At 65.9% G+C, this 25,985-nt stretch carries 22 protein-coding genes, 1 other RNA gene and 2 pseudogenes; 5 read left to right on the plus strand and 20 right to left on the minus strand.

Going from position 1 to position 25,985, the window contains the following annotated elements:
• Positions 1–35: 35 nt before the first annotated feature.
• The 10 genes from mraY to MFF58_RS12185 form a co-directional block, all read right to left on the minus strand.
• Positions 36–1,121 (minus strand): phospho-N-acetylmuramoyl-pentapeptide-transferase, encoded by a 1,086-nt coding sequence (mraY, locus tag MFF58_RS12140; RefSeq protein WP_238287654.1) that lies wholly within the window; start codon positions 1,119–1,121, stop codon positions 36–38.
• Positions 1,122–1,198: 77 nt separating this feature from the next.
• Positions 1,199–2,650, minus strand: a complete 1,452-nt coding sequence (locus MFF58_RS12145; protein WP_238287655.1) for a UDP-N-acetylmuramoylalanyl-D-glutamyl-2,6-diaminopimelate--D-alanyl-D-alanine ligase — start codon at positions 2,648–2,650, stop codon at positions 1,199–1,201.
• A 19-nt stretch (positions 2,651–2,669) separates the two neighbouring features.
• Positions 2,670–4,130: a UDP-N-acetylmuramoyl-L-alanyl-D-glutamate--2,6-diaminopimelate ligase gene (locus MFF58_RS12150; protein ID WP_238287656.1), complete on the minus strand. Its 1,461-nt coding sequence runs from the start codon at positions 4,128–4,130 to the stop codon at positions 2,670–2,672.
• Between the two features lie 10 nt (positions 4,131–4,140).
• The gene (locus MFF58_RS12155; protein ID WP_238287658.1) at positions 4,141–6,033 is read right to left on the minus strand and encodes a peptidoglycan D,D-transpeptidase FtsI family protein; all 1,893 of its coding nucleotides are present in this window, start codon (positions 6,031–6,033) and stop codon (positions 4,141–4,143) included.
• 6 nt (positions 6,034–6,039) lie between these two features.
• Positions 6,040–6,453 (minus strand): cell division protein FtsL, encoded by a 414-nt coding sequence (gene ftsL, locus MFF58_RS12160; RefSeq protein ID WP_238287659.1) that lies wholly within the window; start codon positions 6,451–6,453, stop codon positions 6,040–6,042.
• Entirely contained in the window at positions 6,450–7,517 is a 1,068-nt protein-coding gene (gene rsmH / locus MFF58_RS12165; RefSeq protein ID WP_238287661.1) for a 16S rRNA (cytosine(1402)-N(4))-methyltransferase RsmH, read from the minus strand. The genes ftsL and rsmH overlap by 4 nt, the downstream gene beginning before the upstream one ends.
• 414 nt (positions 7,518–7,931) lie before the next feature.
• An RNA gene (rnpB, locus tag MFF58_RS12170) (RNase P RNA component class A) lies at positions 7,932–8,330 on the minus strand.
• Positions 8,331–8,381: 51 nt separating this feature from the next.
• A complete protein-coding gene (locus tag MFF58_RS12175) occupies positions 8,382–8,822 on the minus strand; it encodes a VOC family protein (RefSeq protein WP_238287663.1) in 441 nt (146 codons plus the stop codon).
• Positions 8,823–9,784: 962 nt separating this feature from the next.
• Positions 9,785–10,024 (minus strand): hypothetical protein, encoded by a 240-nt coding sequence (locus tag MFF58_RS12180; RefSeq protein WP_238287666.1) that lies wholly within the window; start codon positions 10,022–10,024, stop codon positions 9,785–9,787.
• A gap of 263 nt (positions 10,025–10,287) precedes the next feature.
• Positions 10,288–11,448 carry a PAS domain-containing protein gene (locus tag MFF58_RS12185; RefSeq protein WP_238287667.1) on the minus strand — a complete coding sequence of 387 codons (1,161 nt, stop codon included), beginning with the start codon at positions 11,446–11,448 and terminating at the stop codon, positions 10,288–10,290.
• 491 nt (positions 11,449–11,939) lie between these two features.
• On the opposite strand from MFF58_RS12185, the gene MFF58_RS12190 reads away from it, so the two are divergent.
• The 3 genes from MFF58_RS12190 to MFF58_RS32565 all read left to right on the plus strand — a co-directional run bounded on the left by MFF58_RS12190 (position 11,940) and on the right by MFF58_RS32565 (position 14,209).
• The gene (locus MFF58_RS12190; RefSeq protein WP_238287669.1) at positions 11,940–12,152 is read left to right on the plus strand and encodes a hypothetical protein; all 213 of its coding nucleotides are present in this window, start codon (positions 11,940–11,942) and stop codon (positions 12,150–12,152) included.
• Between the two features lie 482 nt (positions 12,153–12,634).
• On the plus strand, positions 12,635–13,459 hold the full coding sequence (locus MFF58_RS12195) for a protein-L-isoaspartate(D-aspartate) O-methyltransferase (protein WP_373323334.1): 825 nt from the start codon (positions 12,635–12,637) through the stop codon (positions 13,457–13,459).
• Between the two features lie 84 nt (positions 13,460–13,543).
• Positions 13,544–14,209 carry an acetoacetate decarboxylase family protein gene (locus tag MFF58_RS32565; protein WP_353959804.1) on the plus strand — a complete coding sequence of 222 codons (666 nt, stop codon included), beginning with the start codon at positions 13,544–13,546 and terminating at the stop codon, positions 14,207–14,209.
• 359 nt (positions 14,210–14,568) lie between these two features.
• Here MFF58_RS32565 and MFF58_RS12200 read toward each other — a convergent pair whose 3' ends face one another.
• The 3 genes from MFF58_RS12200 to MFF58_RS12210 form a co-directional block, all read right to left on the minus strand.
• Positions 14,569–16,596: an AI-2E family transporter gene (locus MFF58_RS12200; RefSeq protein WP_238287670.1), complete on the minus strand. Its 2,028-nt coding sequence runs from the start codon at positions 16,594–16,596 to the stop codon at positions 14,569–14,571.
• Between the two features lie 239 nt (positions 16,597–16,835).
• Positions 16,836–18,005 (minus strand): patatin-like phospholipase family protein, encoded by a 1,170-nt coding sequence (locus MFF58_RS12205; protein ID WP_238287671.1) that lies wholly within the window; start codon positions 18,003–18,005, stop codon positions 16,836–16,838.
• A gap of 298 nt (positions 18,006–18,303) precedes the next feature.
• Positions 18,304–19,593 carry a glycosyltransferase gene (locus MFF58_RS12210; RefSeq protein ID WP_238287673.1) on the minus strand — a complete coding sequence of 430 codons (1,290 nt, stop codon included), beginning with the start codon at positions 19,591–19,593 and terminating at the stop codon, positions 18,304–18,306.
• Between the two features lie 250 nt (positions 19,594–19,843).
• On the opposite strand from MFF58_RS12210, the gene MFF58_RS12215 reads away from it, so the two are divergent.
• Positions 19,844–21,211: a TAXI family TRAP transporter solute-binding subunit gene (locus MFF58_RS12215; RefSeq protein WP_238287676.1), complete on the plus strand. Its 1,368-nt coding sequence runs from the start codon at positions 19,844–19,846 to the stop codon at positions 21,209–21,211.
• Between the two features lie 247 nt (positions 21,212–21,458).
• On the opposite strand, the pseudogene MFF58_RS12220 reads toward MFF58_RS12215, so the two are convergent.
• From MFF58_RS12220 to MFF58_RS12230, 3 genes and pseudogenes are all read right to left on the minus strand, one after another.
• Positions 21,459–22,118, minus strand: a pseudogene (locus MFF58_RS12220) (DUF1345 domain-containing protein).
• Between the two features lie 138 nt (positions 22,119–22,256).
• Complete coding sequence (locus tag MFF58_RS12225) at positions 22,257–23,249, minus strand: DUF6662 family protein (RefSeq protein WP_238287677.1); 993 nt, start codon at positions 23,247–23,249, stop codon at positions 22,257–22,259.
• 447 nt (positions 23,250–23,696) lie between these two features.
• Positions 23,697–24,491 carry a DUF72 domain-containing protein gene (locus tag MFF58_RS12230; protein ID WP_238287679.1) on the minus strand — a complete coding sequence of 265 codons (795 nt, stop codon included), beginning with the start codon at positions 24,489–24,491 and terminating at the stop codon, positions 23,697–23,699.
• Positions 24,492–24,559: 68 nt separating this feature from the next.
• Between MFF58_RS12230 and MFF58_RS12235 the strand changes: the two genes are divergently transcribed.
• Complete coding sequence (locus tag MFF58_RS12235; RefSeq protein ID WP_238287681.1) at positions 24,560–24,910, plus strand: DUF4186 domain-containing protein; 351 nt, start codon at positions 24,560–24,562, stop codon at positions 24,908–24,910.
• Between the two features lie 126 nt (positions 24,911–25,036).
• Here the strand turns inward: MFF58_RS12235 and MFF58_RS12240 are convergent, their stop codons facing one another.
• The 4 genes and pseudogenes from MFF58_RS12240 to MFF58_RS12255 all read right to left on the minus strand — a co-directional run.
• Positions 25,037–25,228, minus strand: coding sequence for a hypothetical protein (locus MFF58_RS12240; protein WP_238287682.1), 192 nt, complete (start codon positions 25,226–25,228; stop codon positions 25,037–25,039).
• 49 nt (positions 25,229–25,277) lie between these two features.
• Complete coding sequence (locus MFF58_RS12245; RefSeq protein ID WP_238287683.1) at positions 25,278–25,517, minus strand: hypothetical protein; 240 nt, start codon at positions 25,515–25,517, stop codon at positions 25,278–25,280.
• 30 nt (positions 25,518–25,547) lie between these two features.
• Positions 25,548–25,730, minus strand: coding sequence for a hypothetical protein (locus MFF58_RS12250; RefSeq protein ID WP_238287685.1), 183 nt, complete (start codon positions 25,728–25,730; stop codon positions 25,548–25,550).
• A gap of 160 nt (positions 25,731–25,890) precedes the next feature.
• Positions 25,891–25,985, minus strand: a pseudogene (locus MFF58_RS12255) (IS5/IS1182 family transposase); the annotation flags it as partial.

Genomic DNA, 25,985 nt, shown 5'->3' on the forward strand with positions numbered 1-25,985 from the left:
ATCGGCCGCTCGATCGGGGAGTCTAGCACAGATTTTCAGCGCAGCTTCAGCGTCGCCAATCCGGCGAGCGCCAGGATCACCGCGATGATCCAGAAGCGGATCACCACCTGCGGTTCCTTCCAGCCCTTCTGCTCGAAATGGTGGTGGATCGGCGCCATGCGGAAGACGCGCTTGCCCGTCAGCTTGAACGACGCGACCTGGATGATCACCGACATCATCTCCAGCACGAACAGGCCGCCGACGATGGCGAGCACGATCTCGTGCTTGGTCGCGACCGCGACGCTGCCGAGCAGGCCACCCAGCGCCAGGGAGCCGGTATCGCCCATGAAGATCTGGGCCGGCGGGGCGTTGAACCACAGGAAGCCGAGGCCGGCGCCGATCACCGCCCCGCAGACCACCGCGAGTTCGCCGGTGTCGCGCACGTAGTTCACCTGCAGGTAGCTCGCCGTGAACGAGTTGCCGACCAGGTAGGCGATGAACCCGAAGGTGCCGCAGGCGATCATCACCGGCACGATGGCCAGCCCGTCGAGGCCGTCGGTCATGTTCACGGCGTTGCCCGCCCCGACGATCACGAAGGCGCCGAACAGGGCGTAGAACCAGCCGAGGTTCAGGAGCGCGTCCTTGAAGACCGGAAACGCGAGCTGGTTCTGCAGCGTGACGGGGGAATAGACCGAGATCGTCACGCAGGCCGCCATCGCGATCAACGCCTCGAGCGTCAGCCGGAACTTGCCGGAGAAGCCCTTGTGGGACTGCTTCGTGACCTTGAGGTAGTCGTCGTAGAAGCCGATCGCCCCGAAGCCGAGGGTGACCGTCAGGGTCACCCAGACGTAGTGATTGCGCGGGTTCGCCCAGAGCAGGATCGCCACGACGGCGCCGGCCAGGATCATCAGGCCGCCCATGGTCGGCGTCCCGCGCTTGGTCAGCAGATGGGTCTGCGGACCGTCCTCGCGGATCGGCTGGCCCTTGCCCTGGCGCAGGCGCAGCAGCGAGATGATCCAGGGCCCGAACCAGAACACGAACAGGCCCGCCGTGAACAGCGCGCCGCCGGTGCGGAAGGTGATGTAGCGGAACACGTTGAACGGCGTGAAGGTGCCGCTCAATTCCGAGAGAAGGTATAGCATCCGGGCGTTCGGCCCCTCTGTTCAGGCACAGGTTTCAGGGGCGGCACCGAGCGTCCGGGACGGCTCGGGCGTGCCGGTCATGGGGCGCTCGCGAGGGCGCGCCGCGTCGGGTCGATCGCGTAGCGGGCTTTCAGCGCCTCGACAATCCGGCCCATGCGGCTGCCGTTCGAGCCCTTGACCATCACGGCGTCGCCGGATCGCAGGATCCCGGCGAGGGGCTCGACCAGCTCGGCGGCGGTGTCGGCCACGCCGCCGCGGCGGCTCACCGGGAGGGCCTCGAACAGGTGGCGCGTCAGGGGACCGGCCGCGAAGACGAGGTCGATCCGGGCGGCCTCGATCGCCTCGGCGAGGCCGCGGTGCAGTTCGGCCGAGGCGGCGCCGAGCTCCAGCATGTCGCCCAGCACCGCGATGCGCCGCCCGCGCGGGCCGGTCTCAATTCCCGCGAGGGTCGCGAGCGCGGCGCGCACCGAGGCGGGGTTGGCGTTGTAGCTCTCGTCGACGAGGTAGGCGGTGCCGCCGCCGATCTCCAGGGCGGTGCGCTCGCCGCGCCCGACGGGGGGCGTCAGCCCGGTGAGCGACAGGGCGGCCTGGGCGAGGTCCGCGCCCAAAGCGTGGATCACCGCCAGGACACCGAGGGAATTCAGCGCCGCGTGGCGCCCGGCGGTGCCCAGCTTGTAGGTGACGGGCTGTCCCATCACCACCGCGTCGACCACCGAGAGGTCGGGGCGCAGCACGATCCGCTGGGCGCGCACGTCGGCCTGCGGGTGCTCGCCGAAGCTGACCACGCGGCCGGCCTGGGAGGCCTGCGCGTGGGCGACGAGCCGATCGAAGTGCTGGGCGTCGCGGTTGATGATCGCCACGCCGCCGGCCCTGAGCCCGGAGAAGATCTCGCCCTTGGCGTCCGCGATGGCGGCCAGCGACGCGAAGTGCTCGATGTGGACCGGCTCCACCGTGGTGATCAGCGCGATGTCGGGCCGGACCTGAGCGGCGAGCGGCACGATCTCGGCGCCGTGGTTCATGCCGATCTCGAACACGCCGTAGCGCGTGGCGGCCGGCATGCGGGCGAGCGTCAGCGGCACGCCCCAGTGGTTGTTGTAGGAGGCGGCCGAGGCATGGGTCTCGCCCTGCCCCGACAGGACGTGGCGCAGCGCCTCCTTGGTGCCGGTCTTGCCTACCGAGCCCGTCACCGCCACGACCTGGGCATCCGTGCGGGCGCGGGCTGCCGCGCCGAGGCGGACCATCGCGGTCAGGACCGGGTCCGCGCCCGTCTCCGGCACCGCCAGGACGGGGCCGCGCGCCGCCAGATCTGCGGCGCGGCCTTCCGTCACCACCGCGGCGCCGGCCCCGCGGCCGAGGGCGTCGGCGACGAAGTCGTGACCGTCGCGGGCCTCGCCGCGGATCGCGAAGAACAGGTCGCCGGGCTGGATCGTGCGGGTGTCGATCGAGGCGCCGCCGATGGGGCGGCCCTCGCCGATCAGGCGCCCGCCCGTGGCGGCCTCGAGTTCCGCGCGGGTCCAGAGTGCAGTCATGGTCAGCCCCCTGTCGCCGTCAGGCCGTGGTCTCGGTGATCGCGGCGCGCACGGCCTCATGGTCCGAGAACGGCAGCGTCCGATCTCCCACGATCTGGCCGGTTTCATGACCCTTGCCGGCCACCACCAGCACGTCGCCGGACCGGAGCCGTCCCACGGCGCTGCGGATCGCCTCGGCCCGGTCGCCGATCTCCTCCGCGCTCGGCGCCGCCGCCAGGATCGCCCGGCGGATGGAGGCGGGCTCCTCGGTGCGGGGATTGTCGTCGGTGACGATGACCGTGTCGGCGAGCCGCTGCGCGATGGCCCCCATCAGCGGCCGCTTGCCGCGGTCGCGGTCGCCGCCGCAGCCGAAGACCACGATCAGACGGCCCGACGCGAACGGACGCAGCGCGGTCAGCACGCTCTCCAACGCTTCGGGCTTGTGGGCGTAGTCGACGAGGCAGAGGCCGCCCCGGGCCTCGCCGATCCGCTCCATCCGGCCCGGCACGCCGGTGAGATGGTCGAGCGCCGCGAAGACCCCGTCGGGATCGGCGGCTCCCGCCGGGGTGGTCAGCGCGAGGCCGGCCGCCACCAGGGCGTTCTCGACCTGGAACTCGCCGACCAGCGGCAGGCGCAGCGCGCGGGCGCGGCCCGCGAACATGAGGCGGACGGCCTGCGCGAACCCCTCCGTCCGGACGGATTCGACGTGCAGGTCCCGACCGCCGCGACCGACCGTGCGCACGGGCCGGCCGGCTCCCTCGGCGGCGGCGATCACGCGGTCGGCGTAGGCGCCGTCGGCGTTGACGATCGCCGGGCAGCCCATCGGCAAGAGGTCGGTGAACAACCGGAGCTTGGCGGCGAGATACTCCTCGATGCTGGCGTGGTAATCGAGGTGGTCGCGGCCGAGATTGGTGAAGCCGGCCGCGGAGATCCGCACGCCGTCGAGCCGGCGCTGCTCGATCCCGTGCGAGGACGCCTCCATGGCGAGATCGGTGATGCCCTCGGCTGCGAGCCGCGCCAGCGTCCGGTGCAGCGTCACCGGGTCCGGGGTGGTCAGCGAGCCGTACTGGGCGCCGTGATTGGTGACGATGCCGACCGTGCCGAGGCTCGCGGCGTCGCGGCCGAGGCGCGCCAGGATCTGGCGCACGAAGTCGGCCACCGAACTCTTGCCGGCGGTGCCGGTGACGGCCACCACGGTCCCGGGTTGCGCCCCCGCGAGCCGGGCGGCGGCCAGGGCCAGGGACCGGCGCGCATCGGCGACCGGGATCCAGGCGACCGCGTCCGGCAGGTCGGCGGGCCGTGCCCCTTCCCCGGCGACCGCGGCGGCGCCGCGCTGGGCCGCCTGCGCGGCGAAGCGGCGTCCGTCCGCCTTCGTGCCCGGCACGGCCACGAACACCGTGCCGGTGGCGACCTGCCGGCTGTCGGCCGTGAGGTCGGACACCGTCAGCTCCGCGGACGGGCCGGCGGCTTCGGGGAAGAGATCGGCGAGCCGGGCTGTCACGGATCCGACCTCACGGGCCGCCGAGCTGGTTGATGTGGTAGGCGTTGAGCTTGACCATCTGGGGGAACGGCCTCACTGGCGGCTCGAATTGCGGCGGCAGGCCGAGGATCGGGGCCACCCGCTCGATCACCCTGCCGGTGACGACGCCGGAGTTCCAGGCCGCCGTGGCGTAGCCGCCGGATTCCGGCAGGCCCTGCGGCTCGTCCATGATGGTGACGAACAGGTACTTCGGGTCGTTCATCGGCGCCGCCGCCATGAAGGTCGTGAACAGGCGGTTGTGGATGTAGCGGCCGCCGATCACCTTCTCGGCCGTGCCGGTCTTGCCGCCGACGAAGTAGTACGGGATCGCCGCCTTCTTGGCCGAGCCCTCGGCGGCGTTCAGCCGCATGATGTAGCGCATCGCCTCGGAGGTCGTCGACGACAGGACGTGCGTCGCGCGGGTCTTGGCCTCGTCCGGGTTCGCCTTCAGGAAGGTCGGGGTGATCAGGTCGCCGCCGTTGGCGATGGCCGCCACGGCCGCCGCCGCCTGGATCGGCGCCACCGCGATGCCGTGGCCGAACGCGATCGTGATGGTGTTGATCTCGGTCCAGCGGGACGGGACGATCGGCGCCGCGCTCTCCGGAAGCTCGGTGCGCAGCCGGTCGAGGAGGCCCATCTTCTTCAGGAAGGCCTTGTGGCCGGGCACGCCGACGCCGAGCGCCATCTTGGCCGAGCCGATGTTGGAGGAGTGCGTGAACACCTCCGGCATGGTGATGACGCGGTTGGTGCCGTGATATTCGTGGATCTTCTGGCGGCCCCAGTTCAGCACGCCGCCGCGGGTGTCGAAGGTCGAGTTGACGTTGTACTTGCCGGAATCGAGCGCCATGGCGAGGGTCATCGCCTTGAAGGTCGAGCCCATCTCGTAGACGCCGACATTCATGCGGTTGATGCGGTCGGGCGAGAGCGCGTCCTTCGGGTCGTTCGGGTCGAAATCCGGCATGGAGACGAGGGCGATGACCTCCCCGGTCTTCACGTCCAGGATCATCGAGGCGCCGGCCTTCGCCTTGAAGTGGTCGATACCCCAGGCGAGCTCGTCGCGCACCGCGAACTGCGCGCGCAGGTCGAGGGAGAGCTGCACCGGCTTGAGGTCGGCCTGCTTGCTGACCAGCCCGAAGCTGTTGAGCGCCTGCAGGCCGGTGGAGTCGATGTACTTCTCCATCCCGGCGATGCCGATGCCGTCGAGGTTGGTGGCGCCCAGGATGTGGGCGGCGGCGGTGCCGTTCGGATAGACCCGCTTGTGGTCGGGCAGGAAGCCGATGCCCGGGATGCCGAGCCGGTGGACCTCGGCCTGCTGCTTCGGCGTCAGCTCGCGCTTCACCCAGACGAAGCCCGCGCCGCTCCGGCCCTTGCGGGAGGACAGCTTGGCACGCAGCTCCGAGGCGTTGAGTTCCGGCAGGACCGCGGTGAGCAGCTCCACCGCCTCGTCCTTGTCGTAGATGTTGCCGGGCTCGGCGAAGACCGAGACCGTGCGGATGTCGGTCGCCAGGATCTCGCCGTTGCGGTCGACGATGTCGGGCCGGAAGGCCGTCGAGGACGCGGCCGCGACCCGGTGCTCCTGGCTGGGGGGCTCCCCGAAGATCGCCATCATCAGGAGCTTGGCCGAGATCGTCCCGAAGACGCCCACGAAGACCAGTCCGACCAGGGCGACGCGCATGTGCGAGCGCTCGATCGCCAGGCGGAACATGCTGCGCACGAACGCCCGGGCGCGCTCGGCGCGCGGCACCGGCTCGTGCGCCGCCTCCTCGATGAGGCGCGGCGCGGCCGCGGCATGGGCCAGCGCGGCGGCCTCCAGGATCGCGGCCTCGTGCTCGGCGACCTCGGCCGGGTGCGCCGCGTCTAGGATCTGGTCGGCATCTTCGGACACGGGGGACTACCTCGAAGCCGTCGTCGGGGTGCGGGTCGTGGTGACGGTGCGGGTGATCGAGCCGGTGGTACGCGGCTCGATCGTGCCCTTGTCCTTGGGCGTCGCCGTGGCGGCGAGCAGCCGGCCGATCTCGTCCCCGCGCTCGGGCCGGGCGGGCAGGTCCGAGAGGCGCGCCAGATGCGCCGTACCGATCGGCTCCAGGGCGAGGTGCTTGTCGACGGCCGCCTGGAGGCGGTCGGGGCGCGTCAGGAGCTGCCACTCGGCGCGCAGCACCGCGATCGCCTGCCGCTCCTTGTGCAGCGCCGTCTGCAGCTTCGAGACCTGACCGCCCTGGTAGAGCGTGTCGTACTTGATCGAGTAGGCGTAGATCGCCGAGGCGACGAGCCCGGCCACCGCCAGGAGGTTCAGGAGGCGGATCATCGGCGGGGACCCAAGCGGGCGGCGTCCGGCAGGCTCGCCAGGGCCGTCAGAGCCGCCAGCGGCTCCGGAACGTCGGATTCGGTGCGCTCGGCCGCGCGGAGCTTGGCCGACCGGGCGCGGGGGTTGCGCGCGGTCTCGGCCTCGTCCGGCAGGACGGGTCCCTTGGTGGCGAGGCGGAAGCTGCGCACGACCTCGGCGGTGGCGCCCGGCAGATGGCGCGAGCCCTGCGCGGACCGGCCGCTGCGCGCCGCGAAGAACTGCTTGACGATCCGGTCCTCGAGCGAGTGGAACGTCACGACGGCCAGCCGCCCGCCGGGTTTCAGCACCCGTTCGGCCGCGTGGAGCGCCCGGACCAGCTCGCCCAGCTCGTCGTTGACGGCGATCCGCAGGCCCTGGAACGTCCGCGTCGCCGGATGGATGTGGCTGCCGGGCTCGACCCGCACGACGCCGGCGACGAGGTCGGCGAGCTGCGCGGTGGTCTCGATGCGGCCGCGGCGGCGGGCCTCGTGGATCGCCCGCGCCACGGCCCGGGAGCGCCGCTCCTCGCCGTAATGGTAGATGATGTCGGCGAGCACCGCCTCGTCGGCCTCGTTGACGATGTCGGCCGCGCTCGGGCCGTCGGCGCCCATGCGCATGTCGAGGGGCCCGTCGTTGCGGAACGAGAAGCCGCGCTCCGGCACGTCGAGCTGCATCGACGAGACGCCGATATCGAGCACCACCCGGTCCACCTGCGGCACGTCGGCCTCGGCCAGGAGGGTATCGAGCTCGCCGAAGCGGCCCGGCACGAGGCGCAGGCGCCCTCCGAACTCCGCGACCAGGGTCTGCCCCCCCGCGATGGCGGTGGGATCGCGGTCGATCGCCACCACGTGCAGGGCGGGATCGCGCGCCAGCAGCGCGCGCGTGTAGCCGCCGGCCCCGAAGGTGCCGTCGACGGCGATGCCGCCCTCGGTCCGGAGGCTCTCGACCACCGCGTCGAGCAGGACCGGCACGTGCGGCTGGGCGGATGACCCGGCGGCGGGGCCGGCCCCCGCCGGCAGTCCGGATGACGGGCGACGCCGGATCATGGGCGGCCCGCCGCGCTGGCGCGATCCGGGGCGGAGTGTCGGCGCGCGCCGGAAACCCGGTCGCGAATGCGGCTGGTGCGTCTCATGATGCCCTGTACCGGACCGCGCGGGCGCGGCGCGCGTGACGGGAACGGCATCGGATGCGAAGCGCGCAGAACGCCGCGCACGGACGGGACCTGCTCTCGAGCAGGTGGCGCCCGGCGATCCGATACACGCCGTTGACGGGAGGATGCCGGGTATCATGGGCCTCGGAGGATCGTCAACGCACAAGCTTGGCGCTGCCGCGCAGACCGATCTGAACCCGGCAAGGTTAACCGAAGGTTTTTGTCGCGCGCGAAATCCCGCCCGCCAGCCCTGCCCCGGGGCCGGCGGCGGATGACGGGATGGCGCGGGCGCCGGGTTTCGCGGAGGCGGTGGATCAGCCGGCCTATAAGCCGGGTTCTGTAGGGCCGGTGCGCTCGCGCGCACCGACGTGGCGGCCATTCCTCTGGGACGGTCGTTGCCGACCGCCTCGAGCAACCAACCCGGGCGACTGGCCTGGAGAGCGGGCCTGCCCTTCTCGCGAAGGGCGCGCCGCCCCTATTCGGTCTTGCTCCCGGTGGGGTTTGCCGTGCCGTCCGCGTTGCCGCGTCCGCGGTGCGCTCTTACCGCACCCTTTCACCCTGACCCCGGACGGATCCGGGGCGGTCTGCTCTCTGTGGCACTGTCCCTGGGGTCGCCCCCGCCGGAGGTTATCCGGCACCGTCTCTCCATGGAGCCCGGACTTTCCTCCCCGGACGCCGAGGCGTCCGGAGCGGCCGCCCGGCCGGCTGATCCGCGGGCAGATGCGCCCGCGCCGCCGTCCGGGTCAAGGGCGAAGGCGCCTCACCAGGAGCCGGTGTTCTCCATGGATTTCCACGGCTCCTGCGGCGCCTTCGCGCCGCCCTTCTGGAGGATCTCGATGGAGATGCCGTCGGGTGACTTGACGAAGGCCATGTAGCCGTCGCGGGGCGGACGGTTGATGGTGACGCCCTTCTCCTGCAGCCGGGCGCAGAAATCGTAGATGTCGTCGACCTGATAGGCGAGGTGCCCGAAATTGCGCCCGCCCGAGTAGGTCTCCGGATCCCAGTTGTAGGTGAGTTCGATCAGCGGCGATCGCGTCTCCGCCGCGCGCTCGGCATCGCCGGGCGCGGCCAGGAACACGAGGGTGAAGCGGCCCTTCTCGTTCTCGACGCGCCGGACTTCCTTCAGCCCGAACGTGTCGACGTAGAAGGCGAGTGCCCGGTCGAGGTCGGCCACCCGGACCATGGTGTGCAGAAATTCCATAATGGCGCTATCCCATTGTTATCAGTGGATGTTTTGCCATCTATGGCAAGAAACTGGCACGAACTTGCTTGCAGGGCACTCCCTGCGGCAGCTGAGTGATCACCGCGGTAGCTAGCGTTCGATCGAGCCGCGAGTAGGCTGCACGTGAGCCCTCGCAACGTCCCAGGCTGCCGAATTGGACAGTTTGGGAGGCATACTAGCTACAGCTGCCACGACGAAGCTCAGTAAGACGTTGACGCTGAATGACTTTACGGGATGGTGGATGATACCGTTCGGCCAGATGAAGCTGAGCAGTATCGCTATTATGCCCTTATCCCATACCGATGGTCGACGATCGGCCTCACCTCTCGCCGCTACCCTTCCTCACCTCAAATCGATCGATTGGTATAATCCTGGCTGGAAAGGCACCTCGCTCGATAGTTGGCCCGAATCAGTTGCCCGGGGTGTTCGGCCGCGCCGTCAGGGTTGGGCTTCCCTCCCCGACCCTCGCCGCCCTTTCTCATCCGCGCCGGGGGCGGTCTGGGTTCAGCTATGACCTGAAACGTCGTGCGGGATGTACGGCGCTTCAAGCGCAGCTCACTCGTCAGCACTCAGATCGAGTGTGAGCGCTGCAACAGCGCTCTCAGGTGATTTCGCTTGGATGTTGAGTGCCTTGCGTTGTCAATTGGAACTGGACCTGCTTCCACTCCGCCATTGGCCCTCGGCAGCTCGCGCCTGGACGTCGCTTGATCGCTGCTTCTATCTACGTCGAATTCGACGGTTGGTTGATCGCGCCGGTGTTTCCGCACCTGGGTTTCGTCAGCTAACCCCTTGATTCGACAGCTGCTCGGCTGTTGTCAGCGGCCATGAAGCAATTGCAGCAAGATCGAGCAGTCTCGTTTATAGGCTCATCTTCGACACGTAGATTCGAAATTAGCTATGTTCCAATCAGGCGGGCAGGAGCGTCGGTCATCGCTGTGCCTTCAGCAACTCTCCCCGACCTCGGCCTTCAGGTGCACCTGCGTCTTGCGTAAAACTGCGCAAGGATCGTAGCCGCTCCGGCGGGCTAAAATCAGCAGATCGGTCATGAGGTCGACGATATCGCACTCAGCGACCTCTGCACCCGCCACAGGGTAACGCCAACGCCGCTCAGCCGTGTGCTCCCCCAAGTAGAGGTTGAGGGCCTTCCGCGCGAGTTGAGCTCGCATAGCTTCCGTCGGCATGGGCGTTCTCCCTGGCCGTCCGGCCCCTGCGCCGGCGCCTGAGAAACCATGTGCCGGTAAGGCCTTGCGCGTTGTGTAGTCATGAGAACGGCCGAAACCGCCACACGGTTCAGGAGGAGCGAGCGAACCAGCAATATTCCGTGGAGTTTTCCAAGGACCGGGCGGTAGAAGAGGCTCGCGCTCGCCAACTCGCCTGCCGCTGAAGGCAAGCATTCATGCCGTGACGACGATCCGAGGCACCGCTCGGCTGAGAGGCCGCAGGCCTATACGATCTGCAGAGTTCGCGAAGACACGGGTAGATCCACGCGGCACAGGAGCCCGCTTGGTGCGAAGCGCAGCTTGGATCGCCCCTTGAGATCACCCGGCAGGATCTGCTCCAGCAACCGCAGGCCGAAGCCTCTGCGCACTGGCAGGCGCGTTGGCTCAGGTCCGCCGCGCTCGGACCACCGAAACACGAGGCGTGTTTCGCTCGACCCTGGTTGAAGGCGCCACCTTACCGCAACCGATCCCCCGCCTTCGGACAAGGCTCCGAACTTCACAGCGTTCGCCGTCAACTCGTGTATGGCCAGACCAAATACCTCGGCTGCCCGCGGTAGTAGATTGACCGACGGTCCGGAGATGCAGACGCGGCCTTCGCGCTCCAGCTCGAAGGGGTGCAGTTCGTCCGCGACGAGCCGTTCCAGATCGACGCCGGCCGGCGGCTTCTGACGCGCCGTAGCCTTGAGGCGCGGGAGGGCATCGATCCGACTGTCTAGATCCGCGGCATCGTCGGCCGCAGCTACCTCGGTCTCGGCCGTGCGGCGCGCTATCGAGCGAACCAGTGCGAGCGTGTCGCGCACCTGCTTCTGGAGCTCACGAGCGGTCTGATCCAACTGCTCCATGACCCGGCTCACATCCGCGGGCGTACCGGCTGTTTGAGCTAGCCCGGCAAGAGCTTGGTCCATGATTTCGCGGACCCGAGTGGTGCGCCCTGCGGCAAGCTCGTCCAGTTGATCACCTGGTCGAATCTCCCGCTGCAGGGCGATCCAGTGCGTCAACTCCCCGACCTCGTTGCGCAGGGGCGTGATGTGCCAGTGGAGTGTGTAGGTGCTGCCATCCTTACGGTAGTTGATGGTGTTGCCCTGGAACGCTTCGCGTGTCTCAAGGTCTGAGCGCAAGCGAGCGAGGACTGTCCTGTCGGTCAGCGGCCCCTGTAGGATGCGTGGCGTTTGGCCGACGACTTCCTCAGCACTGTAGCCCGTCATGCGGGTGAAGGCGGCGTTGACATGCTCGATGACTGGGCCGGGACGTTCAAGCTGAGAGCCGGTGACGATAACGGCCTCGCCGACCCCATCGAGCGCTGTCCGGAGGAAAACCGCCAGGCGCGGTCTGCCTGCCGATGCAGGAGCTTTGTGCTGGGGCATGTCAGCGGCGGAGCTGATCATGACGCAACTCTTTTGAGTGACGCAACGCACCACCCGTAGCCGGCGGTACGCTCGGTTGTCATTGATAGCTCCTGGTGTGCTCGAGATCCAGATGCCTCCGCTGGAGGGCGCAGACTTCCGCCGTCTTCGTGCGAGCGCCCGAGGGAAATGGCTATCTGGTTGGATGCTGTGAAAGCAGCGGAGAATCAGTCTTGGACCCAGTGCCTTCAGTCGCGCCGGTGCTTAGTCCAGTAGGCCGCCTTCTGGGAAAGGTGCGATGTGGCCGGGAGCGCCCGCTTACGGCACGGCCTTATGTTGAGCTCAGCGGCAGCACTGGGCGCAATCCAGACCAGAAGGAGCGGCTGCTGCGCTGTCTGCTTTCCAGCTGCCTGCTATCCGGAATCAAGCGCTCGTCAACTGCTCAGCTTGATACGCCGTGTGTATCTCGTCGGTAAAGATCCGGCATCGTCCTTCATTTTGACGCGTTCTCTCAGAGTCAGGAGGCGACCGCGATGACACTCCCCAAGAAGCTAGCCCGCATGCTCTCCGACGAGATCCGGGGTGAGTTCCACCTCACGTTCGAGAACGAAGATGGTGAGGTCTTCCGGGTGCGCGCGACCGAGCAGCAAGTCGCGGGTCTGATCGAGGATCTGGACGAACTGCTCGGTGATGACGTTGAAGCCGAGGATGAGCTTACTGAGCACAAGGAAATGGGAGACGAGTAGCCCGCGAAAACGGAGTGCTGCGCACTACAGCTTGACTTGGCCGAATGGCTCTGGGCCGCGCTGATTGAGAGGATCAGCCTGGTTCAAAGGCGTGGGTGATGTGGGCGCGGACAGACGTCGAGCGCGGCGCAGGCGGTGCTGACGCTGCGTCAGATTGAGGCGCAAACCAGCCAGAGCCAGAACATAGTCGCTGCCTGCAAGGAAGCGGAGATCTCCGAGCGGATTTATTAAGGACGCGTCCCTAGACAAATAAAAACTCTACTTAATAAATGGAGCGTAGACGTGTTCGGATGTCGGTCGAATATCTAAAATTGTGTCCGTCCCGCTAGTCATTTACTATCGGCCGCTCGCACCCGTCACGTTACCGGATCTAGCCTTCCGGCTACCCATGGCCGCATCCATGCAGTAGCCTCCCATCTGACCGGTTCAAAATCCCGGCTAGGTCAGTCATGCAGGACCACTCTCAGCCCGAACGACACGTCATGTCGAGTTACTCGCGCGCCCGGACCCGCATGGTCGACGTGCAGATCGCTCGGCGCGGCGTACGGGACGAGGACGTGCTGCAGGCCATGCGGAGCGTCTCGCGCGAAGCGTTCGTCGAGCCAGGCTCTGAGGAGTTCGCGTACGAGGATGGGCCACTGCCCATCGGCCACAGCCAGACGATCTCGCAACCCTACATCGTTGCCCTGATGATTGAGGCCGCCGAACTCGGGCCACGCAATCGAGTGCTGGAAGTGGGGGCAGGCTCGGGCTACGCGGCAGCTGTCGCGAGCCGCATTGCGGAGCAGGTCTACGCGATCGAACGTCACCCATCGCTTGGTGAAGCCGCGCGGCGACGCTTCGCGCAACTTGGCTACGGCAACATCGAGCTGCGCGTCAGCGACGGTACGCGAGGCTGGCCGGAGGTCGCACCGTTTGATGCCATCTTGGTCTCGGCGGGCAGCCCAGAAGTGCCGCACGCGCTCAAGGAGCAGCTCACGATAGGCGGTCGCCTCGTCATTCCCGTGGGCGACGCGCACGAACAGCGGCTCCTGAAGCTCACCCGCAGGGGCGAGAGTGACTACGAAAAGGAGGAGTGCGGTGCCGTCTCGTTCGTGCCGCTAATCGGTGAGCAGGGCTGGGCGGAGAATGGACGACGCCCTACCTCCGATTACTTGGCTGGCCAGCCCCACGGCAAAAGCGTTCCCGCGCCGGACCCGGGCACATCCGAGCCGCTGCCCGCTATCAACGATCAGGTTGGCGGCCTGAGGTCACGCTGCACGCTCTGGCGCAAGCGGCTACCTTTTCCCGTGAAGCGTGCATCTTGAGGGTACGGTCGAGCGCAGCATACCGGTGCAGGCTCGTGAGCAGGAACAGTGAGCCGCATGGGTGCAGAGCCGCAAGACCGTCCAATGCATCCAGACGGGGTAAGCTATCCGCCAGCACCCTGGCACCTCTACGGCACCGCCTACCTCTCGCTGTGGCAAATCAGAGCCTCCAGTCTGCCGGAGGCCAGCCTGTCACCGGACGTGCGGCCCAGGACGGTGCTCGGACGCGTCTTGGTTGGCACCGCCTTCGCTGTTTACGAGCCTAGCGGCATGCTGGCCTATGATGAGTTGCTGCTGGCAGTGCAGGTGCGCAGCGGCGGCCCCTTGTCCGTGAGCGTGCCCTGGATCTGGGTTGATCATCCGGCCTCAATAGCGGGAGCCCGCGCGCTGTGGAGCATCCCCAAGCAGGAAGCCGCATTCGAGGTTCGGCGGGATCACGCCGTTGAAGAATTCGACTTTGAGGCGAGAGCAGTGACAACACAGGGACTACCGCTCGCACACCTTCGATTTCGAAGCCGTACAATGATGCCTGGGCGGTGGCCCGTCCGCACCAGTGTCGTGCAGCCTCCGCTGAACAATGGCGGTGGCTGCAAGCCCCAAGTCTCCGAGGTAAGGGCATGGGCCCGGGCCTCGTTTGGCGCGGCTACTTGGAACTTTCCACGATCGGGGCCGCTCAGCTTCCTTCGCGGCCGCAGCCCACTCATGAGCCTGCGGCTGACCGACATGTGGCTCCGGATCGGCTCATCCTAACGCGAACTGAGCTTTGGGAAGGTCTGCTTACGCGTAGCCCGACATGGCAGACCTGGGCGACCGATAGTGGCCGAAACCTGCCCGTCCGCTGCAGAGTGGCTAAGCCAGGAAAGCAGACGCCCCGCCTCCGCCCATTGAAGATCCTCCGGGCGGTGTCGGTTCAAGAAGCCACCAGGCTGCAACGTAGGTCAGCCGCACGACAGCCAGGAGCCGGCGAAGTTGCTTCACCAAACTGCCCCGACGCGAAAATCTCTACCGTCAGCAACGGATCACAGGCAGCCGGTACCAAGCGGCAGATTTGGACCGCTGAACACATCGGTGTAAAGTCTCACGCTAAGCATCGGATTGAATTAAGACTTTCACTCTTCAGGCCTTGTGGGGATGTTGAGTTGAGCTTTCAGCTCGCGGATCCTCTCCGCACGCGGGCTTGCCTGCCGTGCCGCTTCTCGCGCAACTGACAAACACGCTTCAACGCCTGCGTGCAACGTGGCCACGTAGTGGTCCGCGCCGATCTGTTTGCGCAGCGTCTCATCCCTCAGCACGGCATCGTTCGACGGCCACAGCCCGACGACAACCGGAACGTCACCCGCTCGCTGGCGCAGTCGCCGCAACAGGTATCGTAGGTGCGACGGGGTGCCATTGATGTCCAGATAGGAGATGCAGATCATCGCCACCCCCTCCATCTCAAGCTCGCCGATCCGGCTGCGCTTTGTGGCTGTGTGCGGAAGAACGCGCGCGCCAACGCCATGCTTCTTGAGAAGTTGCGCCATCATGGCAGCAGCGGCTTCGTCAAGCGGCCCCCGTCCGGCAATACACAAGACTGGGGCTTCACCACGCCAAAGCGGCGGTAGTTCCTCTGAGCCGGGCGCTCGATCTGTGACAGTCCGACTCTCCGGCAAGGCTTGCTCGGATTGGGAGGGGATATCCGCCGATGCCTGCCGTTCCGATTGCTTCGGATCGGGGTCGCCGTCCTCATGATCGTCCAGGTCCTCGATCAGTTCACGGACAGTCTCCTTGATCAATAGGATCTGGTCTGGCTTGAGCACGCCACGTCGCGCATCATCGGCAGCCATCTGCAGCCCTTTCAGAGCCACTTCGTCATAGTACGATGACAGCGAGCGCTCCTTGAGCAGTTGCTCCGCATGCTCCTCAGCCTCATCAGCGTCCCCCGCCAGCATGCGCTGATAGAAGTTCTCGACGGGCGTAAGGGCCGGACGGTCGCCGAGGAGAACGTCCAGGAACTCAAGATGCTCGATGTGCTTGCCGAGTACGACCAGGCAGAGTGTCAGCGGCGTCGACATGAGCAGCCCAACAGGGCCCCACACCCAGGCCCAGAAGAGGGCCGAGATCACCACGGCGATCGGCGACATGCCTGTGCTGTGGCCGTAGAGGAGCGGCTCGACACCGTTGCCGATCACTGGCTCAGTCACGAGGAACAGGGCCGCCGTCCACAATGCCATCGTCCAGCCTGGCTCTGCAGCAGCCGCCAGCAGGATCGGGCCTGCCGCTGAGGCGAACGCGCCAACGTAGGGCACGAAGCGCATGATGGCGGCGACGACACCCCAAAGAACGGGGCTCGGTACACCGATCAGCCAAAGCCCAGATCCAATCAGGACACCGAAGGCGATGTTGATCCCGAGTTGTGCCAGGAAGTAGCGGCTCAGCCGCCGTGCCGCGTCGTCCATCGCGGCCGTGGTGCGGTGCAAGTCGTCTGACCCGAAGAGGCGGATCATGCGGTCGCGCAGATCCTGGCGCTGCATGAGGATGAAGATCAGCACGACCAGGATGATCACGGTCGTGGCGAGCGGTTGGAGCAGAGGACCGATCAGGCGTTCGGTGAGCGCCATAGGCGTCGGCGGAGGCTCCCGGACCTCGACAGGGACCGGCTTCGGAGCCTCTGGTGTCGGCGTAGCGTTACTGCCGCTTGCTGGCTCATCTGCGGGCTTGGTGGGCTGCTCTGTGCGGGTTTGGGCACCGCGATTGAGCTGGTTCAACACTTCAGAGACGCGCCCGAGAGCGCCCTCCTGCAGGCCCAGCACCTTCTGCTCGATGGCGCGCTGATAGTAGGGCAGATCCGTCGCGAGCTGAGCGACTTGGAGGCCGATCACGCCGGCCACGGCCGCAAGGAGGCCGAGAGCGACAAAGACGGTGACGAGCACCGCCAGGATGCGCCCTACGAAGCGACGCAGGAAGCCGACAGCTGGGGCGAGGAGGAAGCCCAGCAGGACGGCCAGTGCGATCGGGATGAAGATCTCGCGTCCGAAGTGCAGCACCGCGACCACCAGCACGAGAACGGCCGTGGTTCCGAGACCGGACGGACCGGGCGTGGCGGGTGGGAGCACACGTGGTGCGACAGGCTGAGCTTCGGGTTGGTTGGCGGCTTGCATCCCGTCCTCGACGAACTCACGACAGTGGCAAGCGCTCCGCGCGGCGGAGGCTTAGCTTTAGACAACGAGGCTCCTCCTTTCGTTCCGGAGATCCGAACGGAACTGCTCAAACGGCCTTCGTGAGTACCAGACCTCAGCAATTCAATGGCCAGAGTGTCTGGCGCGACAAGGTCCTGAGGCGAGGAGCGCGTCAGGAGCTGCAGCCGTGTTCCCCGAGCATAGCCGCGAGGGGCGCGCGGCTATGCGCCAGTGGTGGAAGGTTGGGCCATCGTCTCAGAGGCTACTGAGGTACGGTTTAGGGACAGGTATCGGAAACGAGCTTTCCCAAGCGTTTTGTTGTCCAGCGACTGCAGACCGCTGGTCATATCGCGCTCGCCTGCCGCCCAACGATCCCGGATCGAGGAGGGTGAGAAGTCGAAGCTCTTGGCCGCGAGTTCATCGGCGCCGGCTTGGTAGACCAGATGGAGCAGGGTCACCGTCGGCCCGTCCGGCTCAAGCCGCTGCCGCAGAGCGTACTCTCGCGCGAGCGCCGCAATCGTGCGACGCCCTGCACTGGCGAAGATCATGTCGTTGGCCCGCTCCAGCACCGCATCAAGCGAGCCGGGTCGTGGTGCGCGCAAGCTGAACAGCTCCAGCGCCAAGCAGAGGAGATCCTGCTCCGGTTCGGTTTCGAAGAGCGGATCGAGCGGAAGGTTGTTGACGTAGCCTGCATCGCACAGCACTCGCCCGTCGATCTCAACCGGCGGAAAGGCTGGCAGGATCGCCGTGCTCGCCAGGATGTGCTCGGGTCGGATCTCCTGACGTGCGCTGTCGAAGTACACCTCCTCGCTCGTCTCGACATCGGCACAGGCCACCGTCAGGCGCGTCTCGCCCCGGTTGAGCCGCTCGAAGTCGACGAGCTCCTCGAGGGTACGCAGCAGGGGTTTGTGGTCGAGAAGGCAGACATCATTAGGCACCCACGGCAGAGCTGACCACAGCCCAGGAAAGCGCTGCCGGTAGAGGCCCGGCCGGCCATAGGTGAGCGCCAGGAGCGCGTGCAGGCCGTTGTAGATCTGGCGCGGCTTCAGCCATTCAGTCGGGCTTGGCGCCGTATGCTGGGTTGCCCTGCTCCAGAACGTCCGGAGCTTGCTGAGGCGCTCTTCCGGAGCATTGCCGGCGATGATGGCACCCGTGACCGCACCGACTGAGGCGCCCACAACCCAGCTCGGCCACAAGCCTCGGCTGTCCAGAACCTCGTACGCCCCGGCATGGTAGGCGCCGAGCGCGTTGCCGCCGCCCAAAACAAGCGCGAGCTGAGGCCGATCACCTGCGGCTGGCTGTTCAGCCGCAGCGGCCGTGCTGATGGCTTGCTCCGCCCGAGTGGTATGCTCTGCCCGCTCGCCTTCACCGCCAAGCACCTCGTCCGTCATTCGTCCTCCTGAGGTGTCCGGGAGCAACTGGGGCTGATCACAACCCGTGGCCCTGGCTTCGTGAGGCCAAAGCGGCGGCTCGACATCAGGGTTCCGACCACGGTCCTGGTGTATCTTGGTGGGTCGTCAGTTCTCGCCACAGGGTCACACGGCGCCAGGAGCAGACCTTGATCCGGCAAGCTCGACGGCAAAGACTGCCCACCGTGCTAAGAGTAGCGGCAAAATTGCGACCGGGATCGGGGGAACGGCTGAGCAGAGCAGCGATCCGCGGCCCAACTTTCGCGGGAGCTTGCGATGCTCAGGCAGGATAGCGAATGGTGGTCGACGTGCTCTCTTCGATGAGCTGCACAGCTGCTGGAACGCGATCGGGGTCGGATCGCATCCGCGCCGCGAACGCCGCCGCACGCGCGACCGCGGCGGCTTCCGAGACGTGGCACAGCCCACGTTCCAAGCTGTCTCTGGTTAACCTTCTGAACGGCACGTGGCAGCCGAGACCCAGCCGCACCAGTCGCGTTCCCCAGAACGGCTGATCGGCAAAGACCGATGCAACCACGGACGGTAACCCTGCTCTGACGACAGCATGGGTCGTTCCGGCGCCGCCGTGGTGGATGGCGGCTGAGCAACGGGGTAGGAGCCAATCATGGTCGACTGCGCCGACGAGGCGGATCTCCGGCGATGGTTCCTGGGGTGCTGCCATGCGCGACCAACCGGCGCTCACGACCATGCGGCGACAGCAGCGGCGAGCGACCTCACTGAGGAGGTTCAGCATCTCAGCAGAGTCTCTTACCGGCATGCTGCCGAGACCGACGTAGACCGGTGCTGGACCAGCCTCAAGCCACGTGGCGAGGTGGGGCGGCGAGGCTGCCTCCCCGAGGCTCACCCGTGCAGACTTCGGGATTTGAAAAGCGCCAATGACACGCTGCATCGGGTCCCAATCCGATGGTCGAGGGACGAGCTGTGGCGAGAAGGCTTGAAGGGTGCACAACCCCGCCGCGGCGAGGCGCTTCTGGGTCGGCTGGCGTGTAGGGGTAAGCCCCATGCGGCGGCGTAGAAGCGCGACGCTGTCGCGATGGGCAGCCCACCACATGTGCTCCACTACAGTGTAGGTCAGGCGATGAAGCAGGCGCGAGTGCAGGTCTCGCGTGGTGACGAGACTGTGGGCGAAGTCACCTGTAGGCTTGAGCGGGGCGAGGTGCAGCGCGATCAGGGGTTTACCCTGCGCCTCGGCCATCACCGCCGAGTGATCCTCCGTCAGGACGCCTGCCACTATGACATCAGCACCGTCGCAGATCCGCATTTGGTCCGCCAACAGCAGATCCTGATGCTCGTGCATCAGAGCCTGCATGCGTTTCATGATCGCGCGGACATTTCCGGAGGCAAACATGGCTTGGCCTTCGGAAGAGTCCATATAGGCCTGGGTGTCGAAGCCGATGCGCTCCGTGCGAACTCCGCATCGAGCGGCCCACTCCACAACGTTGGGGGGAGCCGCCAAGACCACATCGTGCCCGCGAGTCTGCAGCGCTAACGCGAGGATGAGGAAGGGCTGTACGTCGCCGCGGGTCCCGAAGCTCGTCAGAGCGATCCGCACCGTACTACCTCGCTGCAGGCTGCGCCGCGAGCTCTTTGCCAATTCGGCTGGCACCTCGCTGAAGGCCGAGGAATCGTATCGACTTCAAGCGCGCCGGTCTCCTCGTCTGCTAGGGTCACGGATACCGCTGAGCGCTTCAACGCCATATTGTCGTCATCCATCCTTCAACCCGGGCTACTCGAAAACAGGCGTCGCATGGCCCACCTCGGCATCACGGTACAGCAGAGCCCGCGGTGAGCGAGGAGAGTGCGTGCGTAAGTTGGTAATTCCGGCTGGGCGGGAAGCATGGCTGCTTCTCGGCTTGGCGCTGCTAATCGTCCTCGGGACCGCCGCCGCGCTCCACCTGACGCGACCCACGACGCTGACCATCGCGGTCGCCCCGAAAGGCGGCCCCGAGCCAGCGCTGCTGCGGGCCTACGCCGACGAACTCGCCCGCAGAAAGCTCGGCATCCGGCTGAAAGTGTCGGCTTTCGACGGGGTGCGCGAGAGCGCGGAGGCGCTTAAGGCCGGCAAGGTCGACCTCGCGATAGTGCGTCCGGACGTCTCTATGCCGGGCAATGGCCTAACCCTGGCTGTCTTGCGGAAGCTGGCGGCGTTCGTGGTCGCCCCCGCGCAATCCGGCATCAAGGACTTTCCGGACTTGGCAGGCAAGCAACTCGGCGTGTTGTCGAACAGGACCGCCGACAGGACACTGGCCGGCACCCTGGTTGCCCATTTCGGGCTGGAGCTTCTGACCGACGCTCCAGCCGGTTCCATACCTGCGAAAGCTGTCGCCCTCGTACCGATTGAGGAGACCGATGTGGCGGCCGCGCTCGGGGACGGCCGCATCGACGCGATGGTGCTGGTGACGACGCCCACATCCTCGGCTGCGCGGCGGGTAGTCGGCCTCGTTCAGGCGGCGAGCGCCGACGGCGAGGCTACGTTGTTCGGTGTACCCGACACCGCCGCGGTGCTGGCGCGCTCGCCACGCCTGCAGCCGGTCACGGTTCAGGCCGCTCTGTTCGGTGGCAGCCCGCGCCTTCCGGCGGAGGACGTGGCGACCGTTGGCTCGTCTTACCGCTTGATGGCGCGAGCCAACCTGTCGCGCAGCCTCGTCGCGGAGGTGACGCAGCACCTGTTCGAGATGCGCACGGCCCTCGCCGAGACGGTGCCGGCGGCGGAAGACGTCAGTCGTCCAGATTACGAGGACACGGCGGACGCCACCAGCGCCCGGCTGCCCATCCACCCGGGCGCCATCGACTACTACGAGCGCGAGCAGGAGACATTTATCGAGCGTTATGAGAGCTGGATCTACCTTGTGGCGATCCTGGGTGGCGGCCTGGGCTCGACGGTGGCCTGGCTGCGGCAGCGCCTTGGACGCATCCGTCGAGAGCGGATTGAGGTGGCGACCACGCGTCTGCTAGAACTTCGGTCTGAGGCCAGCCGTGAGACGGACCGCGAGCGGCTTGAGGCCATAGCCGGTGAGGTGGACGACCTCGCGAGCATCATAGCGCGCCATGCTTTGAACAGGCCAACCGAGGCACGGACGCTCGGCGCTGCCACCCTGGCCATCGACGCGGCCCGCTCGACGGTCCGGCGCGCCATCGTTCAGAGTGATGGCGTGCCCCTCGTGAGTTGACCGAGTGTCAACCACTCGACGTGTGCTCGCGGGATGCACAGGAGGATGGCTGAACAGCTGCAAGGGGCGCGCTACCGTCAGGCTGGTTCCGAAGCCTCTCGACGCTGCAGCCGAGACGCCGGACGCTCAGATCTCAGTGCCTTGTGCCAGCACAAGCGCATTCTCGACGTCGACGCCGAGATAATGAACTGTGCTCTCAAGTTTGGCATGGCCAAGTAGAATTTGTACGGTGTGTCGGTTGCCAATTTCAATGCTGGGCAAGGCCAGCCGCCATGTTCACGGCCAACGCCAAGAGGCTCGTGTTGAAAAAGTAGGCGTATAGCGTCTGCAAGGTTGCGATCCGACGCATTTGCTTTGCAGTGATGTCAGTGTCGGATGTCTGTGATGTCGCTCCGATCGTTACGGAAAATTAGAAGAAATCCCAGAAATCTGGATGATCATCTCCGTTGAAATCCAAACCACCGCGAGGCTTGCCGTCCTCTTCGCCATAGTAGACGTGCGCGTAGTGAGTGGTGAAGACCACCTGTACGAAGGCCCATGCGCAGAGCAGCGTCAGAGCAGCGAGCACAATATGAGGGATCCGATACACATCCTGCTCTTGCTGGCCGAATAGCAGCATCGCTACAGCTCCGCAGCTTGCAGCAGCGGCCAGAACTGCAAACAGGGAGATCGTGAACGCGCTATCGTCGAGACGGGACGCTTCGCGGCGAAGCGCTTCACTCGATCCGCGCGTCAGCTGAAAGATAACCAGCGCCACATAGGTGATAACGCTCACACACCACCCGATCAGGAGCCGGGTCCAAACCGATGGGATCGGGAGGACAAGGCTCAAAGCCAAGCAAAGCGCCGCCGAGCCGAGAAGCCGCGGTCGGAGCCAAAATGCTTGAGCGGTTCTGGGAAGATGCATTTCTCGGACTCGACGCTGAAGTACGCGCGCTGCCTGCGAGGGGCGACCGGTTCGGAGTTTAGAGCGATTTCTCCCTACAGTGGCGCCAACTGTGGTGCGAGAGCCCAAAGCTGGTTGGGGCGAGGTCGATTTTACCGCTCAGAATTCCATGCCGAACTTCACGCGCAGGTTTTTGCGCTCGAACTGTGTCAGGCCAAGGCCGCGCCGGGCATAGGCTGGATCAGTGTCGCGCCCCCACGCTTGAGCCGCATAGGCCACGGTCAGCCAGATCTTCTCGGTGAAGCGGTGATGCAGGACCGGGCCGATGAGCACTGCCGCACTCTCCAGCCGATTGAGGAAGACCCCGTCGTAGCCGCGCAAGTAGCGCACCTCCGGGCCCACGAAGGTCCCTTCCGTCACCTGCCCAACCACCGCGTTCGACCACAGGAAGGTCGAGGATCGGTAGCCCTGGCCGCCCCCCCGCTGGCGCCCGGCCGCAGGCTCGAAGCTGATGTTGCTGCCGTACCAGATCTTGCCCGGCACGACCTGCACGTCGAGCTGGATGAGGCTTTCCATGTCGAACACGTTCGCGCCGTTGCCCTCGACGGGCAGGACCCGGGTGAAGCGAGGGCGTAGCTCAAGGGCGAGTCCAAGCGGCTGCTCGGCCGATCCTTTTAGGAACTGGTACTTTAGCTCCACCGAGGCGCCATCGAAGGTGCCGAACGCCTTGTCGTCCAACTCCGCGATGTTGCGTTGCCGGCGGAGATTGCCGAAGGCGCTCAGCTCGACGCTGAACCGCTCAGCTGGGTTGAACTGGTAGGAGAACCTTGTGTCGAGCACGCGGTAGGTGGAAGGGCCCGGACCGTCACGGCGCTTGCTGAAGCGCGAGATGGTATCGACCAGGACCTCCTGCTCGCCCTTCTCACCCGTGTCAGAGCCTTCGGTGAAGCCGAACAGGTGCTCGGTGTCGACATCCTTCTGCCCGTCGGTTTTGCCGCCCTCCCCGCCCGAGTTGCCGCTGTTCGACGAGGATTTCGCCTTGTCATCCCTCAGTTCCTCGGCAAGGCCAGGGGCGGCAGCGAGGCTCGAGGTTAGCAACATGGCGATCGCGGATTGCGAGATGCATCTCGCCAACAGAGCGGGCCCGATCATCACCCTGCGGCCTTCCCCGACTGATGCGCGACGATGAGTAGACGCGCAGGTGCGCGCCTGCCTGTTACAGAACGGCAACGCTAAGCGAAAACGCTACGGTGGAGGGATGAATGGGCAGGGGTGACGTAGTCGCTGGCTCCTAAGCTGCGATCAGGCCTGAGCCGAGGTGCGCTTCGGAGATGCCCACGAAGGCCGCCGAATGCCTGAGATGGGCGCAAAGCTACTGGTCCGCTCTACGGCGCCGAATCTGCCTCTCAGAGCCGGCGTTGACAACAGCTGTCGCATCGATGCGCCTAGCACCGAAGCAAAATAAAATGCGAAATCGATAGAACTGGAGGAGCAATAATCTCATCGCCCGAGCAAAGAAAGACAGGGTAAAGCTAAAAAGTATGGTTGGCGCGACGTGTTATCACTGATCGTTCGGTACCTATGTGCCCATAATTGTTGCTAAATACCCTGTGATGCCCCGCCTACTCCGTCGAGAGATTGTGGCTTGTGAGTCTTGCGCGCTGTGACCAGCGCAAGAGTGTCCAGCGCGTTTCCTGTTGCCGCAAATTCTGCGGTGTTGTCGAAGATGCACCACGCCCGACGTCCGAGGGCGCTTTGCTGGTGCAAGCGCTCGGCCATCCGGGTGAGTACGGGCGGCTCATAAACCGAATGGTACATGCGTGGGGAGCCATGAAGCCGGTAGTAGGCAAGATCCAGCCAACCGCCCGGCTTGCCTGCACCGGGGACTGGTGCGGGATCAGCAGCGACCCGGGCGATCGCGAGTTCGCTGAGGAGTTTATCGGCGTCCTCAACAAACCAGGTGGCGTGGCGCGGTTCGCAAACGATGTTCCCCGGGAAGAGCTGCCTGAAGGTAGCCAGAAACGGTTCGGCCGCCGCCCTGTTGAAAACCAAACTCGGCGGAAGCTGGAGAAGCAGCGGCCCGAGCTTCGTTCCGAGGCTCGCCACCTCGCCTAGGAAGCGAACTAAAAGCTCGTCCACGCCGGTGAGGCGTCGCTCATGCGTGATCGCGCGGGGCACCTTTACGGCGAAATGGAACCCGTCCGGCACCGCGGCGGCCCACTTCTCGTAGGTCGAGGCGCGATGTGGCCGATAGAAGGATGTGTTGATCTCAACAGCCGAAAAGCGCTGCCCGTACCGCTCTAAATGGCCGCCGGTTTCCGGGAATTGTGAGGCGTGGGCTTTCGGCAGGCTCCAGCCCGCGGTTCCGATCGCGATGGGGCCTGGTGTATGCATCAGCTGTTACAATCGGCCATAAGCCATGCCGGCCAGATCGGCGGAAGGCAGTCAGGTTAAATGTGCGCATGCGAGCGCTTGAAGAAGTCTTCGGTCGTCTCTCGAAGTCAGCATTCCGACAGCGGTTTCGGCTCGCGGCCGTCGATCAGGCCTATCTTCGAGAGAAAGGCCTGCCGACGGTTCTAGAGCATGCACGGGACTTCGTGAAACGGCGCCTTGCGCCCGCCGAGCCAAGGAACGACAGTAAGCAGACGCCCTTTCGCAGCCATCCTGCCTTTATAGCACAGCATGCGACGGCCACCTGCTGCCGCGGCTGTTTGGCCAAGTGTGCAGGACGGGAGCTGACTGCTGTCGAGCAGGCGCACGTGGTCGAGGCTATCGGGCGCTGGCTGCGCTCACAGAACGTCGATGGCGCATAACTGATGGTTCTGAACTGAGCTCGAACCGGCGATAATCCGGTGCGAGTACCAGATGAAGGGTCTTACCGGATTTCCAGGCTGAAAAACGTGCGGTGACTCAGACCAGCGCCGGCTAAGGGAGACGTGCTAGGCGGCCGGTGCCCCACGCCTGCGCAGCGCCTCCGGTAGGCAGTGGGTCCGCCGCACCCGCGCCGACACCCGCAGAAAGGTCACGAAGTTCTCCGCCTCATCGAGGCTCATGCCGCACGCGATAGTGGCATGGTCCCGCATGATCGTGTGGGTGCCGTCGCCGGCGAGCTTCACGCTGATCCTGGGCATGTGCCTCTCCTTGAAGGATCTTCGCAGACGCATCGATGGAGATGGCGCCTCAATCGAACAATGACCTCGGCGGCGTGTGGTTCGCACTCGTGGTTCCGCCATGCCGCACCCGTAGTGCTCGTCGGGCTCGCGTGAGCACGAAGTAGGCGGCAAGGGCCGCGCCGTTGATGGAGAGCGCCCAGCCGTAGCTGTTGAGCGCCTGCCCGTACATGGGCCGGCCGATGGTGCCGAAGCCGACGCATACGCCGAAGATGGCGAGGCCAGCAAATAGGAGCGCGAAGAACAGCATGACCATCCTCCACTAAGAAGAGTGAAGCACCTACAGGTCGAAGAGGCGGACGAACTCGCACGGCGTGTACTGCACGCCTTCCCAGTCCGCGATCAGCACGTCAGCATAGCCGGTCCAAATCAGCTCGGCCGCCTTCTCCAACGCGCCGATCGCTGTGTCGTAGTCGATGAGGATCGGCCCTGTCAGGTTCAAGCCGGTAACGATGAAGGTCACACCGACCTCCGTCCGCTTAGTGCACCTTGCGGCTCACAATACGCCTCTCCGCAGGCTTTCACCAGGGCGCTGAGCCGCAGATCTCTAGGAGCGATGGCAGCGGTCTATTGCAAGGCATCGCCTGAGCTTGGCCTCCAGCCGGTCTAGGGTTTGGACTCGATCAGCACCAGAAGGCGATGATTGCAGCCAGGGCGACGGCTGAGGCGTAGTTGCGAGCGAGCTTGTCGTACCGGGTGGCGATGCGGCGGAAGTCCT

Origin of the sequence: Methylobacterium longum (genome assembly GCF_022179385.1) — a bacterium.
GTDB lineage: Bacteria > Pseudomonadota > Alphaproteobacteria > Rhizobiales > Beijerinckiaceae > Methylobacterium > Methylobacterium longum.

Bases quoted from the DNA above. Each gene is read 5' to 3' on its own strand.
- MFF58_RS12235 (WP_238287681.1), top strand. From the start codon at position 24,560: ATGCGAGCGCTTGAAGAAGTCTTCGGTCGTCTCTCGAAGTCAGCATTC.
- rsmH (WP_238287661.1), bottom strand. From the start codon at position 7,517: ATGATCCGGCGTCGCCCGTCATCCGGACTGCCGGCGGGGGCCGGCCCC.
- MFF58_RS32565 (WP_353959804.1), top strand. From the start codon at position 13,544: ATGCATCCAGACGGGGTAAGCTATCCGCCAGCACCCTGGCACCTCTAC.
- MFF58_RS12245 (WP_238287683.1), bottom strand. From the start codon at position 25,517: ATGCTGTTCTTCGCGCTCCTATTTGCTGGCCTCGCCATCTTCGGCGTA.
- MFF58_RS12185 (WP_238287667.1), bottom strand. From the start codon at position 11,448: ATGATCAGCTCCGCCGCTGACATGCCCCAGCACAAAGCTCCTGCATCG.
- MFF58_RS12240 (WP_238287682.1), bottom strand. From the start codon at position 25,228: ATGCCCAGGATCAGCGTGAAGCTCGCCGGCGACGGCACCCACACGATC.
- MFF58_RS12180 (WP_238287666.1), bottom strand. From the start codon at position 10,024: ATGCCGACGGAAGCTATGCGAGCTCAACTCGCGCGGAAGGCCCTCAAC.
- MFF58_RS12145 (WP_238287655.1), bottom strand. From the start codon at position 2,650: ATGACTGCACTCTGGACCCGCGCGGAACTCGAGGCCGCCACGGGCGGG.
- MFF58_RS12230 (WP_238287679.1), bottom strand. From the start codon at position 24,491: ATGCATACACCAGGCCCCATCGCGATCGGAACCGCGGGCTGGAGCCTG.
- MFF58_RS12195 (WP_373323334.1), top strand. From the start codon at position 12,635: ATGTCGAGTTACTCGCGCGCCCGGACCCGCATGGTCGACGTGCAGATC.
- MFF58_RS12225 (WP_238287677.1), bottom strand. From the start codon at position 23,249: ATGATCGGGCCCGCTCTGTTGGCGAGATGCATCTCGCAATCCGCGATC.
- MFF58_RS12200 (WP_238287670.1), bottom strand. From the start codon at position 16,596: ATGCAAGCCGCCAACCAACCCGAAGCTCAGCCTGTCGCACCACGTGTG.
- MFF58_RS12190 (WP_238287669.1), top strand. From the start codon at position 11,940: ATGACACTCCCCAAGAAGCTAGCCCGCATGCTCTCCGACGAGATCCGG.
- MFF58_RS12205 (WP_238287671.1), bottom strand. From the start codon at position 18,005: ATGACGGACGAGGTGCTTGGCGGTGAAGGCGAGCGGGCAGAGCATACC.
- ftsL (WP_238287659.1), bottom strand. From the start codon at position 6,453: ATGATCCGCCTCCTGAACCTCCTGGCGGTGGCCGGGCTCGTCGCCTCG.
- mraY (WP_238287654.1), bottom strand. From the start codon at position 1,121: ATGCTATACCTTCTCTCGGAATTGAGCGGCACCTTCACGCCGTTCAAC.
- MFF58_RS12175 (WP_238287663.1), bottom strand. From the start codon at position 8,822: ATGGAATTTCTGCACACCATGGTCCGGGTGGCCGACCTCGACCGGGCA.